This window comes from Thermovibrio sp. (assembly GCA_015488335.1).
In the GTDB taxonomy this organism is placed as follows: Bacteria; Aquificota; Aquificia; order Desulfurobacteriales; family Desulfurobacteriaceae; genus Balnearium.
The window spans coordinates 41,610-56,110 of the sequence record WFNZ01000023.1 but is presented as its reverse complement, the minus strand read 5'-3'; the positions used below and the strand labels follow the sequence as shown (position 1 = coordinate 56,110).

Below are 14,501 nucleotides of genomic sequence, written 5' to 3'. Positions count from 1 at the left end.
TTCGTTAAAGCTCATTTCTCCTCCACCTTAAGCAGTTTTTTGACAATTTTAACAGCTTCCTGGGCATCCTCTCCGTAAATTCCGCCGATGGATTCAGCATATTCGGGAGTTACAACCGCGCCGCCTACAATAACAGGAATTTTAAGTCCAGCCTCCCTTATGGCTTTTATTGTCTCCTCCATTGCCGGAAGGGTTGTCGTCATAAGGGCGCTGAGACCAACTATATCGGCATTCTCTTTCTTTGCTGTCTCAACAACTTTTTCAGGGGGAACGTTTGTTCCAAGGTCTATAACCTCAAAACCGCTGTTCTCAAGCATCGTTATCACTATGTTCTTTCCAATCTCGTGGACATCTCCGTGGACTGTTGCCATAACTATCTTTCCACCGAGCTTTACGTTTCCTCCCTTCTTCTTCATCTCCTTTTTTAGAATCTCAAAGGAAGACTGGACAGCCTGAGCTGACCGGAGCATCTGGGGAAGGAATATCTCTCCCTTCTCAAACCTCTTTCCCACAACGTCTAAAGCGGGAATTAAAGCTCTATCGCTTATCTCAACGGGCTCGTATTCCCTTAGGGCTCTCTCTGTCGGCTCAACGATTCCTTCTCTATCTCCTTCTAAAACTTTCCTGAATATCTCACCTAAAACGCCGGGGGGAGCTCCCTCCTCTTCTTTAGACTCCCCTTTCTCTTCTTTTTTCTCCCCTTTCGGTTCAACCTCAAAGGAGACCTTCTCCCCTCCAACGAACGAACAGGTGAGCTGACAGATCTTCTTGAGGAGCTCCCTGCACTCTTTATCCTCTCCCTTAGGCCTGTAGTTCTGGAACCTCTCAAGGAACCTCTGAGATCCCTTATCCTTACCAACAAGGACGTCTGAAGCGTAGATGGTCTCAACCATCCTGCTGTCGCCCGTATTTACTATTCCAGAATCAAGTCCAGACTGAATGGCCATAGCCATAAAGGCCGAGTTTATGAGAGAACGGGCAGGAAGGCCAAAGGAGACGTTGCTAACACCAAGAGTTGTCGCAACTCCGAATTTTTCTTTGACCAACCTTATTGCCTTTAAGGTCTCAACCGTTGATTCAGGCATTGCGCTAACTGCAAGGTTCAGAACGTCTGCAACTACTGAATCCTTTGATATTCCTAATCTCTCACACTCATCCAGGAGTTTTTCAACAACTGCAACCCTATCTTCCGCCTTCTCCTTCAACCCCTCATCGTCTATTGCGAGGAGAAGGACGTTCGCCCCATACTTCTTAACGAGTGGAAGTATGTTCTTGATATCTTTCTCCTCCCCTGAACATGAGTTGACTATGGGTCTTCCGTCGCACATCTTGAGAGCTTCTTCAACGGCATCAGGGTCTTTACTGTCAATAACTAAAGGAAGGTCCGTCGTCTCCATAACTACCCTAACGGCCTCTTTCATAGCAGAAGCCTCATCTATCCCGGGAACGCCAACGTTCACGTCTAAAAGGTCTGCACCCTCTTCCGTCTGCTTTTTAGCCTCTTCCTTCACTATGGAGAAATCACCCTTTTTTAGGGCTTCCTGAAGCCTCTTTTTGCCGGTTGGGTTAATCCTCTCCCCTATCATCCTCGTAAGGTGGCCACTTCCAAGGAAGACAAGTCTTGTTCTGCTTGCAACTTTCAATCCCTTAACAGGATTTCTCTCAACCGGTTTCAGGTCCTTAACTGCCTCCTTAATCGCCCTTATGTGGTCTGGTGTCGTTCCGCAGCAGCCACCTATTATGTTTGCCCCGGCTTTAACGAAATCAACAGCATACTTCCCAAAGGTTTCAGGCGGTTCAGGATAGATGGTCTTCCCCTCTTTCAGAATGGGAAGGCCCGCGTTTGCGTATACAACAATCGGGGTTTCTGTTACCGAGGCCATTCTCTTCACAAGCTCAACAAAGCTCTCAGGCCCTAAGGAGCAGTTTGCTCCCACCGCTGCAACTCCAAAGCCCTCAAAGATTGCAGCTGAAACCTCAGGTGGAGTTCCAAGGAGGGTTCTTCCATCATCCTGATAGGTCATACTGACCATTACGGGAAGGTCGCAAACCTCCTGAGCTGCAACAACTGCAGCCTTTGCCTCTTTTGTGTCAGACATTGTTTCAATGAGAACAAGGTCTGCCCCAGCTTCAGCCCCGGCCTCTATCTGCTCCTTAAATACATCAACAATTTCATCAAAGGTATAGTCTCCAACAGGCTCAACGAAAACCCCCGTAGGGCCAACGGAGAGGGCAACCAAGGCTTTCCCTTTAGCAACCTCTTTTGCAACCTTTACTCCGGCTGTAGTCAACTCTTTTACTCTATCCTCTAAACCGTAGTGGGATAGCTTTATCCTGTTGCTGCCAAAGGTGTTGGTTTCTATTATGTCAGCTCCGGCCTCTATGTATTCAGAGTGTATTTCTTTTAAGACTTCCGGCTTTTCAACGTTGAGGAGCTCCGGCGCGAAGTTTACATTTACCCCCTTCTTCATGAGCATCGTCCCCATCCCGCCGTCCAAAACCCATATCCTTTCAGACTCTAAGAAGGGGTTTTTAGACAAGTTGACCTCCTGAAAAATTTTTAAACTGAAAGGAATTATAACAGCGGGACGGGTTAACCCTTAAAGTGGGATATTACCCTCTCGGCTTCCTGAAGAACCTGGTCAATCACCCAATCAGGTTTCGGCTTACCCTTTGGACAGTAGCGCTCTTTCTCAGAGTAGAGGCAACCGCAGTACTGCTGACGGTATAAACCTTCTGCCTTAGATATCTCTATCCCCTCTTTCCAGCCCTCTCTGAAATCAACGTTTAAGAACTTTACGCCGAACTTCTTAGCGGCATTTTCTGCAAGGGGAACCATAAGCTCCCGTTTCTGATACTTTGAGTAGAAGAGGGTTGAAGTGAAGGCATCAAACTTCCCTTTTTTGGCAACGGCAGCAGCCATTTCTAAGCGCATTGAATAGCAGATCTGACACCTGACAGGCTTCTCCTCTCTAAAGGCAACAGCCCTGAACCACTTTTCAGGCTCGTAGGTATCAAAGTAGATAACTTTTATGTTTTCAATCTTTTCCAACTTCTTAACGGTCTCCATCCGCTTAACAAACTCTGCGCAGGGGTGGATGTTGGGGTTATACCAGAGGCCGACTATTTCATACCCCCTTTCCTTCAGCCACTTTATTGGATAACAGGCACAGGGAGCGCAGCAGATGTGGAGAAGAACCCTCACTCCTCAAGCTCCACGTCAAGGTCTGTTTTTACCTGATTTTTGCCGGAACGTTTTGCAAGGTAGAGGGCTTTATCGGCCTTTTCAACGATTGCCGTTTCGTCAAGACCGTCCCTCATCATCGCAAGGCCAACACTAATGGTTACGGGAATCTGGACATCTTTATACTTAAAAAGGTGTTTCTCTATAGAACGCCTGAGCCTTTCAGCAACTCTTAAGGCCTGACTGAATGTAACGCCGGGAAGGATAATTGCAAACTCCTCACCGCCGTAGCGGGCTATTACATCCCTTGCCCTCAGCTGGCTCTTCAAAACCCTTGCAAGCTCCTGAAGAACGTAATCGCCGGCCTGATGGCCGTAAGTGTCGTTAATCTTTTTGAAGTCGTCTATGTCAATCATTATGAGTGCAAAGGGGTAGTTTCTCCGGTAGAAGTCGTTAACCATATCTGAGAGAGCTCTATCAAAGCTCGCCCTGTTCGCAACCTGAGTAAGGAAGTCAATAGTTGCTTCTTTTTCCCTTTCCTCAAGCTCTTCAGTTAACTTTTTTATCTGGCTGTTGGCCTCCTCTAACCGTTTTTTAAGCTCCTCGTTCTGTTTCCTTATTTCCTTGAGCTCTACAAGAACCTGACCAACCATATCTTTAACGGAGCGGTCTTCTACGCTCTGCTCTATCTCTTTAAAGGACTCTTCTTTTTCAGAAAGGTTCCGGTTGTGTCTTTCAAGGCTCTCTATTACGCTGTCTATTTCGGAAACTATCTCAGAAGCTACCTTTTTTACAAGCTCCTTCTCTTCCGGCTCAACTTCTATAAGAACGTTCTCTACTTCCGTTGTAGTTGGGTATTTCTCCTTGAAGAGCCCCATTATCTCAAGGTCTGAGAGCTTCAGGTCGTTTTCAAGTATGTAGCAGAATATCTCAAACCAGAGGACGTAGTTTTCCGGTATGAGGGGAATGTTGTTCCTGGCAAGGAAGCGGAGCTCCTCCTTGGCAATTTCTGTTATCCTCTGAAGTTCTGAAGGAGTGAGTTTTTTCTTTTCTCTCACCTGTTTCAGGAGTTTACACTCTATTTTTCTCTCTTCCATATCAGTTCAACCCCCGCTCCCTTAAAGCTGTTCTGAAAGGGCACACTAAGTTTAACAGATTTTATTCTAACAAAATCAGGATTCCAGCGTTTAATAATATTATTCAATAAGTCATCCTGAAATTCCTCAATGTAAGTAAAGGTTTTCTCAGAAGCTTTTAGAACTGTCTCGTAAAGTTTTTGATAGTCAACAAACTCTTCGGAAGAAACTTCTACAGTCATTTCAACTTCAACACCAAGTTTCCTCTCTTCAGGGTAAACCCCACACTTCAAGTGGAGCTTCAAACCCTCTATAAAGACTTTTCTCTCAGTTCTTCCTCTCGGCCGCAATTTTCTCTGCCTCCCCTACAAGTCTCTCCAGAGCCTCTTCCTGGGAAAGCTTATCTATCACCTTTCCCTTGAGGAAAAGGATGAAGTAATCGCCGGCACCTGCTATTCCAACGTCTGCAAACATTGCCTCTCCGGGGCCGTTTACTGCACACCCCATAACCGCAACTTTCAGCGGAATGTCTATGTGCTCCAATCTTCTCTCAACTTCCTCTGCTAATGTCTCAACGTCAACCAAACATCTTCCACAGGTAGGGCAGGAGATAACCTCAACTCCCCGTTTTCTGAGCTCTAAGGAAGAGAGGATTTTGTAGGCTATCTTTACCTCTTCTTTTGGGTGAGTTGAGAGGGAAATCCTTACGGTATCCCCAATTCCCTCATACAGCAGTATTCCTACTCCAACAGCCGATTTAACGGCCCCGGATATGAACGTTCCAGCCTCCGTTATGCCGATGTGAATTGGGTAATCAGTTTTCTCTGCAAAGAGTTTGTTTGCAATAACGGTAGTTCTAACCTCTGAACCTTTAAGTGAAAACTTAAGGTTTGTAAAGCCTATGTCTTCAAACCGCTTAGCGTAATCAAGGGCTGTTTCGGCCAGAGCTTCCGGTGTGGGAACTCCATACTTTTTAAGAACTTCTTTGGGAATTGAACCAGAGTTCACACCAACCCTTATTGAAACTTCCTTTTCAGCTGCAAGTTTTGCTATTTCTTTAACTTTCCACCACTCCCCGATGTTTCCCGGGTTTATCCTGATGCAGTCGGCTCCATTTTCAATGGAGAGAAGTGCAAGCCTGTGGTCAAAGTGGATGTCTGCAATGAGGGGAACTGATATTCTCTTCTTTATCTCGGGAAGGACCTCTGCAGCCCTTACAGATGGAACTGCAACCCTCACAATCTCGCAGCCAACCCTCTCAAGCTCCTTAATCTGGGCAACTGTCGTGTCAACGTCTTCTGTAAATGTGTTTGTCATAGATTGAACAACTATAGGGTGGGAGCTCCCAATCGGAACGTTCCCAACCCAAACAGTTCTCGTCTTTCTCCTCTCTATCCAGCTCAAGGAGTTCTCCTTTCAGGAATTGGCTATATTTTAACCCCTATGAAAGATAGGGTTAAGAGGAACTTTTCAAGAGCAGCTAAAAACTACGAGAGGTTTTCGGAGTTTCAGGAGAGGGCTGGAAGGGAGCTCCTAAAACTCTACTCTTTCGTTGGAAGTCCCAAACCGGTCCTTGATGTTGGGGCCGGAACGGGGAAGATACTATCAGGTAGTGGTGTTGTCAGCTTAGACATCTCGTTGGAAATGGCGAAAAACTGCAGGAAGAGGGGAAACCTGTCTGTATGTGGCGATGGGGAGCTCCTCCCCTTCAGAGATGAAACTTTTAACGCCGTATTCTCAAACTTCTCACTCCAGTGGACAGACGTTGAAAAGGCAATCTCAGAATCGGAAAGAGTTTTAAAGAAAGGGGGCTGGCTGGTGATTTCTCTTCCCGTTAAGGGAAGCCTTGAAACGGTGTTTAATGCCTGGAAGAAAGCCTCCGGTTCACTTCCTCTCTTCAATTTTCCAGAAGAGAGAAAGGTATTTGACTCTGTTAAAAAGAGGTTTGAAATCGTCTCCTTTGAAAGGCTGTTTCTGAAGAAAAAGTTTAAATCGGCAAGGGAAGCCTTGAAACGGATAACGGGAGTTGGCGCAAGGAACCCTTTTGGGAGAGCTCCCTTTAAAGAAGCAAAAAGATTTAAAGAGAAATTGGAGGAGAACCCGAAAGTTGAATATAAGGTTCTCCTCTTAATGGCAAGGAAAGTTTAAATCTCTGCTTCTTTATGCCTTGAAGCGTGGCACTGGATGTTGACAGCAACGGGAAGTGAGGCAATATGACAGGGATACCACTCAATCTTCACGTCTAAAGCGGTTACTTTCCCTCCAAAACCTGAAGGACCAATGCCTAACTTGTTTATCTCCTCAAGGAGCTCCTCTTCTAACTTTGCATAGCGGGGGTCTGGATTTCTGTGTCCAATAGGCCTGAGAATCGCCTTTTTGGCAAGATAGGCCACTTTTTCAAAAGTTCCTCCAATGCCAACACCAACAGTAATCGGCGGGCAGGGGTTCGGCCCTGCCTCATTAACAGCTTTAAGAACAAACTTTTTAACTCCCTCAATGCCGTCAGCGGGCTTAAGCATTGCAAGTCTACTCATATTCTCACTTCCGCCGCCCTTAGCAGCAACGGTAATTTTTACTTTATCGCCGGGAACGATTGAATAGTGAATAACAGCGGGAGTGTTATTTCCCGTATTCTTCCTGTCAAAGAGGGGATCTGAAACGATTGACTTTCTCAGGTATCCTTCAGTGTATCCCTCAGCAACCCCTTGATTTATAGCATCTTCAAGGTTTCCGCCTACAAACCTGACGTCCTGGCCGATCTCCATAAAAACAACGGCAAACCCGGTATCCTGACAGTAGGGAATTTCTTCGGTAGCCGCTATCTTTGCGTTTTCTTGGAGAATATCAAAAACGTTCTTCCCAACTGGGGAAACTTCTTTCTCTTTACCCTCTTTGAAGGCATTTAGAACATCCTGAGGAAGGTAGTAGTTGGCCTCCATACAGAGCCTTTTAACAGTTTCCCTAACTTTATCTACGTGAATCTCCCTCATCTTTTCTCTCCTTAAAGGGGCAGTTTTTCAACGAGCCTTCTAACTGAGTCAACAGACTTTCTCCAGGCCTGCCACTCCTCATCAGTAAGCTCAAGTTTAATAATATCCTCAACGCCTTCCTTCCCAAGAACTATTGGAACACCGACACAGAGACCTGAAGCTCCGTAGTACTCTCCAACTTCCCCGTCTAAGTAAACGCTTGCAGATAGTATCTTTCTCTTGTTCCAGAGGATTGCAAGAACCATCTCAAGGATTGAAGCTGCTGGAGCGTAGAAGGCACTTCCCGTTTTCAGAAGCTGAACTATCTCACCACCCCCAAAACGTGTTCTCTCTATAACCTCCTGGAGTTCCTCCTCAGAAAGGAACTTCCTGACAGGTATGCCGGAGATTGTTGTGTACTCGGGAAGGGGAACCATATCATCTCCGTGACCACCTATTACGAAGGCCTTAATGTTCTCAACTGAAATTCCCGTCTTTTCAGATATAAAGTAGGCAAAACGTGCCGAGTCAAGAACTCCGGCCATTCCCATAACCCTCTCCTTTGGGAAGCCGGTAACTTTAAGAGCAGTGTAAGTCATTGCGTCCAAGGGGTTTGTAACAACTATAATAAAAGCTTCAGGAGAATATTTCTTTATTTGTTCAGAAACAGACTTTACAACCTCAAAGTTCTTAAAAAGAAGGTCGTCTCTGCTCATTCCTGGCTTTCTGGGAAAGCCTGCAGTTATAACAACAACATCTGAGTTTGCTGTATCCTCGTAGTTGCCTGTTCCCGTAACGTGGGCGTTGAAACCTAAAATCGGAGAAGCTTCCATGATATCAAGGGCTTTTCCTTTAGCAACGCCTTCATTAATGTCTATAAGAGTGATATCTGCCGTTTCCCGCCTTGCAAGCAGAAGTGCAAGGGTAGATCCGATGTTTCCAGCCCCAACTATTGTTATCTTTTTCCGGTCCAACGTTTCCTCCCTTAATCCTTTGGTTGAAGTATTTTAACACGAATTTAACACGTTTAAGTTTGGAATTGATAACGGTCAAAGACTTCTTGTAAGGTTTAGTTAATATTAAGAATTGTGTATGGGTAGGGTAACAGACTTCTTGGAGAAGCTATGGAAAAATTCTTGAAAAACCTCAGAGAGCTGCTGATTAAAGAGAATAGCCTTCTTAAAGAAATGGTAAAGGAGAAATTTATCTCTGCAGACGCACTGAATGAACTGAAAGAGATTCAGCAGAGGAAAAAACCGCTCCTTAAAGAACTGTTCTGCATGGGAAATTTGGAACTGCAAAAGAGCTGGAAAGATTTAAAGGAGCTCTCCCTGCTCAATACAGAGAACAAGGAGCTCCTCATCAAGCTGATTGAAATATACAGGTACTACTAACTACCCGACTTCTTCGCAATAGCCTTTGCCTTCAGAAAGGCCTTTTTACTCTTTTCAGCCCTCCTCTCAAGTTCATCCCAGTTGGGAATTGAACTATCTGGTGGTGCTGTCTTCTCAACTTGAGTAAGACATCCGGGTTTGGGACAAGCCCTTACACACTCTCCACAGTAGATGCAGAGGTAGGGGTTGTAGTGGTACTTCTTACTTCCATCTTCTCCGTAGGTAAACCTTATAGCCCCAGGTGGGCAGACCATTTCACACTTGGTGCAGAAAATACAGAGCTCCTCTTTGTAAACTATTAACCCTCTGTAGTTGGCAGGTGGGGGTGAGGGCTCTTGCGGATATTTAACAGTTACAGGCTTTGAAAAGAGGTTTTTAATAGTCTCTATAAGCATCTCTTTCAAGGCTAACCTCCCAACAGTTCTCTGTAGTAAGGCGGGAGCTCCCTCTCTTTAAACCTTTTATGACACCCAATACACCTGACTAAAACTCTGTGGGCTTTAGACAAACTCATCACCTTTCTGTAATCGTGACAGTCAAAACAGTCTGAACCGCATCCAGACATTCCCTTTTCAGAATGGTTGGGATGACACTGAATACAGGTTTTTAAAACCTTATGGTTTTTATCATTGGGTATGTTTGAGTGGCACTGATAACAGTCGCTGCTACAGGCAAGAACGGGAGAAGTCATAAGGAGAAAGGTGGTTAAAACAGCCCAAACTCTCAACGTTCCCTCCTACCTTGCAGTACAGGAAAGACAGGGGTCAAAGCTTATAACAGTTGCCGGAACATCGGCGTAGTCCATTCCAATAAAGAGCTCTTTCATCACAGGGATGTTGGCAAAGGTAGGAACCCTTATCCTTACCCTGTCCAAAATCAGCTTTTTAGAACCTCTGATGTAGTAGAAGAGCTCTCCTCTGGGGGCTTCAATCCTGACGAACATCTCTCCTTCAGGAAGACCTTTTACAGGAACCTTTATATCTCCCTCCGGAAGGCCGTCTAAGATGTTCCAACACATCTCTATTGAGTTGAGAATCTCAAGAGCCCTAACCAAGTTTCTTTCATAAATTGAGCCACCTTTCAGAACAACCATTCTGTAGCCAACTTCCTTAAAAGGTAAATAATCAAACTCAGCTCTAACGTCTGTTTTAAGACCTACAGCCCTTGCAGGGGGGCCAACAACGTTCATCTCTTTTGCCATCTCTTCTGTAACAGCGCCTATTCCCTTCCACCTGAGGTTCAGAGAAAAGTCGTTCTCATACACATCTTTTAACCATTGAGCTTTCTCTTCCAAAACCTTCAGCTTTCCTCTTAAAACTTTCTCAACATCTGAAGTTAAATCCCTGTTAACTCCACCTATACAGGCGTAGTCAAACTGAACCCTGTTGCCGGTAAGGAGCTCCAACATCTCCATAACAAGTTCTCTGTGGCGGAAGGTCTGCATAAACAGGTTCTCGTACCCGGCAACTTCAGCCGTATGTCCCATGGCAAGTAGGTGAGAGTGGATCCGGTCAAGCTCACTGACGAGAAGCCTCAGGTAGAGAGCCCTTTTGGGAACCTCAACACCCATAAGCCTCTCTACGGCTGTAACGTAACCCAGCGTATGGGAAATAGAACAGAGACCGCAAACCCTTGCAACAACGTAACCAACCTGCATGTATTTGAATTTTGTTGCACAGGCCTTTTCAATTCCCCTGTGGACGTAACCCACATCAACTTCAACATCAACAATCTTCTCGTTCTCGGTCTGGAATACAAACCTTACAGGTTCTGGAAGGGCAACGTGCTGACTTCCAAAAGGAACGGTTATCCTCTTTCCCATACTAACCTCTCCTTAAGGGGGCTTGGGGACTTTCAGGGTCTAAGAAGAGACCCTTCTTTGCGCCCTCAACGTTCAGGCCAAAGAGATCTGCAAGTTCCCACTCCGAAATCCAGGCAGAAGGGATAAGGTAGGTTATTGTTGGAATTTCATCGTCGTAAGAAGCTTCTGTAGTAACTACCTTAAAGTGCTCTTTCTCTCCATATTTCGTGAAAAACCACTTAAGCTCAACTTTTCCGCCAAGGTCAACGCCGTTCACAGTTATAAAGTGCCACTCACTTGGGTTGTAAAATTCCTTTATTGCCCTCCTCACGTCCCTTAAGGGAACCCTAATCTCTTCTACAACCATGGAACTCCTCCAGACAGCTGTTTAGAAGTTTTGCCCTGTTAACGGGGGGTTTCACGTCGGCTTTGCACCAGCTGGGTAGTTCAAGGTCTTTCCCTTTAGACTTTAGAATCTCTAAGGCCTTTATAAGACCGTCTATTATGGCCTCTGGCCTTGCAGCACAGCCGGGAACGTAGACATCAACGGGAATAACCTTATCTACTCCGTTCTCCACGTTGTACATGTGGCGAAAGACCCCACCGGAACAGGCGCAGGCTCCAACGGCAACAACTACTTTTGGCTCGGGCATTTCAAAGTAAAGACGCAGAAGTCTCTCTTTCGCCCTCTTTGTTACAGGGCCGGTTACAAGAAGGATGTCGGACTGCTTCGGGTTTCCTCTGTTGAGGATTCCAAACCTTTCAACATCGTACTTTGGAGAGAGGCAGGCCAGAATCTCAATGTCGCAGCCGTTACAGCTTCCGGTGTTGTAGTGGAGTATCCAGGGAGACTTTTTCCTAAAGCTTTTAAAGTCCATCAGCTCCTCCAGAGAGCTATAAGCATGAGATTTGTTACAGCAAGGGGAATCAGTATGTACCAGTGAAAGGCAACCATCTGCCTGAAGTTGACCCTGGCAGTTACGTTATCAAGGAGATTGAAGAAGAAGAAGGCAAAGATGATAAGGAGAGCTCCCAGAATGTGGTTCCCTCCGGCAAAGAGGAATATGAAGAAGAAGGCATAGACGTACTCTATCCACTTTGCAGTGTAGACGGCTTCGTAGAACTTTCCAGAGTATTCTATTTCAGGCCCACCGATTATCTCCTGGTGAGCTTCTGCTGTGTCAAAAGGTGATTTCTTCAGGATTGCAGGAAGGGAAAAGAGAACAGCGATAAAGAGGAGAGGCAGGTAAATTAAAGGCACGTGCTCTGAGTGGAGAATGCCGGAAACCTGGAACGTTCCCGTAACGAGGTAGAGAGCTGTGGCACTCAGAACGTAGAGGGGCTCGTATGCAACCATGTGGAGGAGTTCCCTCATCGCCCCAATAACCGAATAGGGAGAACGGACGCTGAAACCGCCAACAACTAAAAAGGCCAGAGAGAGGACGTGGAAGAAGATGGCAATCAGGAGGTCTCCCCCTGAAAGGAGGACAAAGAGGGCAAACCAGGTTCCGATCAGGTACATAACACCCATAAAAGCGTGGAAAGAGTGAATTATTATGCTCCTTTTATCCATCAGCTTGAAAAAGTCGTAGAAGGGCTGAAGTAGTGGAGGGCCGACACGTCCCTGCATTCTGGCCCTTACTATCCTCTCAAGCCCGTAGATAAAGCCCCCTATAACAGGAGAAAAGAGAGTCAGTATAAAGGCTGTCCAGTAACTCATACGAGACCTCCCCCGAGAACAAGGGTAAGGATGAAAAGAGCAACAGCTGCCGTCTCAACAAAGGGTTCAACAACCTGAATGCAGAAGAAGTTGTAAGTTCCTATGTTCAGTTCAAGTTTTTCGCCACAGGTGTACTCGTAAACCCTGTCTGTTCCCGTAAAGTGGACAAAGTATGCAAGTATTGGAACGATGAGAAGTAGAACAAAGGCACCGATTATCTGCCACCCGTAGAGCTCCGAAACAGGAGTGATCAGAGTAAGCCCTTTGGCTATGATGGGAGCTGGAGTTCCAATAACCGCTTCAACGACCGGGTTAACTGAAAGACAGAGGAGCTTGGCTATAAAGATGGAACCAACAATAACGAAAAGAACCAGGGGAACGGTTGAGAAAAGGTACGCAAACGGGACTTTTTCTAACTGAAACTTTAAAAACTCTCCCCTTTTCCTGGTCATAACACCTATAACCTTAAAGTAGAGAAGGGCGAGGATTACGCCACCTGTGGCCATAAAGATGATTGAACCAACGTAAGCCCCGTGGGAGAGGAAGTTTGAAGCTTCTTCAATGGCCATCCACTTTGAAACGAAAATCCCGTAGGGAACAATGGTCATGCTCATAAAACCGATAGAAGTGAAGGCAACTGTGATGGGAGCTCTCTCTACAAGCCTCCTTATATCCTCTATATACTTGGCTTTAAATAGCTTCTCCATAACCCCGGCTTCCATAAAGAGAAGGGCTTTAACAACGGCGTGAAAGAGAATGAGGGTAAGAGAAGCAAGAATAGCCATGGAGCTCCCCATACTGGCAGTAAGCATCATAAGACCTAAAAGGGAAATGGTTGAGTAAGCGAGGATCTTCTTAAAGTTTTCCTGTGTAAGTGCTAAAAGACCTGCACCGACAAAGACAAAACCGGTAGTAATAATGAGGAGCTTTGCAAGAAGTGTTCCCTTTATTACCGGTGAGAGCCTGAGTATGAGGTAAGGAGCTATCTTAACCATAGTAGCCGAGTGGAGAATTGCGCTAACGGGAGTTGGAGCAACCATAGCTCCAAGGAGCCACCTGTGGAAGGGCATTTGAGCACCTTTAACAAGGGCTGAAACGGCAAGGAAGCCTAAAGGAATCATAACAATGGCCGGCTTTCCAGATAGGGAGAGGAACTGAGTAAAGTGGGTAAAACTGTAGTACTTTATTCCAAAGAGAAGGCCTAAAAGGATGGCTATTCCCCCTATCTGGTTCATCCAGAGAGCTCTGAGGGCGTTTTTAATACTTACTTCATCCCACCTGAACCTGATGAGGATGTAAGAAGCAAGAGTTGTTGTTTCAAAAAGTGCAAAGAACCACTCAATGTTGTTTACAGAAACGGCAAGGTTCATAACCCCTAAGAACCAGAGGAGAATAGCAACAAACCTATTTTCTCTCTCTAAGTTCTCCTGTTCCATATACTTGGTTGCGTAGATACAGATAAGGGTTCCAACAGTTGAAACTATCAGGAACATAAAGGCCGAAAGCCTGTCTACGTAGAAGTCGGGAACGGAACTTTCAGGCATTATCAGAAGAATCCAGGTGAGGAGAAAGAGCTGAAAGAGTGCCAGAACAGTTACCAGGAAATCCCTGAACTTTATACCCTGATAGAGGAAATAGAGAAGAAGACCGTAGTCGTAAACGGTAAAGGCCAGATTTAACCACCGAGGAGTTTCTATCTGCAGAGGAAGATGGCCGTTCCAGACCAAATAGGTAAGAAAGGATAGAGCAGGAAGCGAGAGAAAGGTAATCAGCTGCCTCAACCTGTGGAAACGGGCTCCCGGCAGAAGAAAGACTGCAAGGGCCAGCACCCAGGGAACCAAAAAGAGAGAGTAGACTATCTTCTCCATCTGCCTCCTCCCGGAACGGAAAAGAATCCGCACAGTTCAGAAAATTTCCTGTCTTCGGTTTTAAGCCTTTCGGCGAGAACAGAGAGAACAATCTCCATGAACTTTACAAGGAGCTCCGGCCTTTTCTCCCTGAGCTCATCAAAAGAAGCCCTGTCTATCCTGAACGCCTTTACAGAAGACTCTGCAACTGCCCTCAAAGAGTGGGGAGAATTAAGGAAGAAAGCACACTCTCCTAAGGGGGTTCCGCCGTAAACAACCGCAACCTTAGTCCACCGGCCAAAGTTGTCACTCCTGTAAAGGCCAACCTTTCCCTCCTTTATCAGGTAAAAACACTCCGGCTGGTCAAACTCGTCAAAGAGGAGCTCCCCTTTACCAAAGGTTATAAGGTCAAAGTAGCCGGCCAGCTCCTTTAATTCATCATTAGTAAAGTTTTTAAGGAGCGCACACTCCTGAAGTTCTCCCAATTTCACCATTACAACCTCTCTATCC

The 14,501-nt window shown here is 45.8% G+C and carries 17 protein-coding genes; 2 read left to right on the top strand and 15 right to left on the bottom strand.

All coding sequences use genetic code 11. The features are described from left to right. Nucleotides 1-11: 11 nt before the first annotated feature. From F8H35_RS02685 to ispG, 5 genes are read right to left on the bottom strand one after another with little or no spacing between them, the layout of a single operon-like run. Nucleotides 12-2,540 carry a homocysteine S-methyltransferase family protein gene (locus F8H35_RS02685; RefSeq protein WP_472572029.1) on the bottom strand — a complete coding sequence of 843 codons (2,529 nt, stop codon included), beginning with the start codon at nucleotides 2,538-2,540 and terminating at the stop codon, nucleotides 12-14. A gap of 53 nt (nucleotides 2,541-2,593) precedes the next feature. Next, nucleotides 2,594-3,205 (bottom strand): epoxyqueuosine reductase QueH, encoded by a 612-nt coding sequence (locus F8H35_RS02680; RefSeq protein ID WP_472572028.1) that lies wholly within the window; start codon nucleotides 3,203-3,205, stop codon nucleotides 2,594-2,596. Further along, nucleotides 3,202-4,281, bottom strand: coding sequence for a GGDEF domain-containing protein (locus F8H35_RS02675; protein ID WP_472572027.1), 1,080 nt, complete (start codon nucleotides 4,279-4,281; stop codon nucleotides 3,202-3,204). The genes F8H35_RS02680 and F8H35_RS02675 overlap by 4 nt, the downstream gene beginning before the upstream one ends. Beyond that, the gene (locus F8H35_RS02670; protein ID WP_472572026.1) at nucleotides 4,263-4,610 is read right to left on the bottom strand and encodes a dihydroneopterin aldolase; all 348 of its coding nucleotides are present in this window, start codon (nucleotides 4,608-4,610) and stop codon (nucleotides 4,263-4,265) included. The genes F8H35_RS02675 and F8H35_RS02670 overlap by 19 nt, the downstream gene beginning before the upstream one ends. Then, nucleotides 4,588-5,664, bottom strand: a complete 1,077-nt coding sequence (ispG, locus tag F8H35_RS02665; RefSeq protein WP_472572025.1) for a flavodoxin-dependent (E)-4-hydroxy-3-methylbut-2-enyl-diphosphate synthase — start codon at nucleotides 5,662-5,664, stop codon at nucleotides 4,588-4,590. The genes F8H35_RS02670 and ispG overlap by 23 nt, the downstream gene beginning before the upstream one ends. 39 nt (nucleotides 5,665-5,703) lie before the next feature. On the opposite strand from ispG, the gene F8H35_RS02660 reads away from it, so the two are divergent. Then, nucleotides 5,704-6,408 (top strand): methyltransferase domain-containing protein, encoded by a 705-nt coding sequence (locus tag F8H35_RS02660; RefSeq protein WP_472572024.1) that lies wholly within the window; start codon nucleotides 5,704-5,706, stop codon nucleotides 6,406-6,408. On the opposite strand, the gene F8H35_RS02655 is transcribed toward F8H35_RS02660, so the two are convergent. Together F8H35_RS02655 and mdh are read right to left on the bottom strand one after the other, a co-directional pair. Then, nucleotides 6,405-7,250, bottom strand: coding sequence for a fumarate hydratase (locus F8H35_RS02655; protein ID WP_472572023.1), 846 nt, complete (start codon nucleotides 7,248-7,250; stop codon nucleotides 6,405-6,407). The genes F8H35_RS02660 and F8H35_RS02655 overlap by 4 nt on opposite strands. Before the next feature lie 11 nt (nucleotides 7,251-7,261). Further along, nucleotides 7,262-8,203, bottom strand: a complete 942-nt coding sequence (mdh, locus tag F8H35_RS02650; protein WP_472572022.1) for a malate dehydrogenase — start codon at nucleotides 8,201-8,203, stop codon at nucleotides 7,262-7,264. A gap of 150 nt (nucleotides 8,204-8,353) precedes the next feature. Between mdh and F8H35_RS02645 the strand changes: the two genes are divergently transcribed. Next, nucleotides 8,354-8,623, top strand: coding sequence for a hypothetical protein (locus F8H35_RS02645; RefSeq protein ID WP_472572021.1), 270 nt, complete (start codon nucleotides 8,354-8,356; stop codon nucleotides 8,621-8,623). Here F8H35_RS02645 and F8H35_RS02640 read toward each other — a convergent pair. Genes F8H35_RS02640 through F8H35_RS02605 form a run of 8 tightly spaced genes read right to left on the bottom strand, consistent with a single transcriptional unit; the run spans nucleotide 8,620 to nucleotide 14,485 of the window. Next, nucleotides 8,620-9,018 carry a 4Fe-4S binding protein gene (locus F8H35_RS02640; RefSeq protein ID WP_472572047.1) on the bottom strand — a complete coding sequence of 133 codons (399 nt, stop codon included), beginning with the start codon at nucleotides 9,016-9,018 and terminating at the stop codon, nucleotides 8,620-8,622. The genes F8H35_RS02645 and F8H35_RS02640 overlap by 4 nt on opposite strands. 11 nt (nucleotides 9,019-9,029) lie before the next feature. Beyond that, on the bottom strand, nucleotides 9,030-9,350 hold the full coding sequence (locus F8H35_RS02635; protein WP_472572020.1) for a hypothetical protein: 321 nt from the start codon (nucleotides 9,348-9,350) through the stop codon (nucleotides 9,030-9,032). Between the two features lie 9 nt (nucleotides 9,351-9,359). Continuing rightward, nucleotides 9,360-10,445: a hydrogenase large subunit gene (locus F8H35_RS02630; RefSeq protein ID WP_472572019.1), complete on the bottom strand. Its 1,086-nt coding sequence runs from the start codon at nucleotides 10,443-10,445 to the stop codon at nucleotides 9,360-9,362. A 1-nt stretch (nucleotide 10,446) separates the two neighbouring features. Then, nucleotides 10,447-10,791: an NADH-quinone oxidoreductase subunit C gene (locus tag F8H35_RS02625; protein WP_472572018.1), complete on the bottom strand. Its 345-nt coding sequence runs from the start codon at nucleotides 10,789-10,791 to the stop codon at nucleotides 10,447-10,449. Next, nucleotides 10,772-11,302 (bottom strand): NADH-quinone oxidoreductase subunit B family protein, encoded by a 531-nt coding sequence (locus F8H35_RS02620; RefSeq protein ID WP_472572017.1) that lies wholly within the window; start codon nucleotides 11,300-11,302, stop codon nucleotides 10,772-10,774. The genes F8H35_RS02625 and F8H35_RS02620 overlap by 20 nt, the downstream gene beginning before the upstream one ends. Continuing rightward, a complete protein-coding gene (locus F8H35_RS02615) occupies nucleotides 11,302-12,144 on the bottom strand; it encodes a respiratory chain complex I subunit 1 family protein (protein ID WP_472572016.1) in 843 nt (280 codons plus the stop codon). Before F8H35_RS02615 ends, F8H35_RS02620 begins: the two co-directional genes overlap by 1 nt. Beyond that, on the bottom strand, nucleotides 12,141-14,012 hold the full coding sequence (locus tag F8H35_RS02610) for a proton-conducting transporter transmembrane domain-containing protein (protein WP_472572015.1): 1,872 nt from the start codon (nucleotides 14,010-14,012) through the stop codon (nucleotides 12,141-12,143). Before F8H35_RS02610 ends, F8H35_RS02615 begins: the two co-directional genes overlap by 4 nt. After that, entirely contained in the window at nucleotides 14,000-14,485 is a 486-nt protein-coding gene (locus F8H35_RS02605) for a cyclic nucleotide-binding domain-containing protein (RefSeq protein ID WP_472572014.1), read from the bottom strand. The genes F8H35_RS02610 and F8H35_RS02605 overlap by 13 nt, the downstream gene beginning before the upstream one ends. Nucleotides 14,486-14,501: the final 16 nt, after the last annotated feature.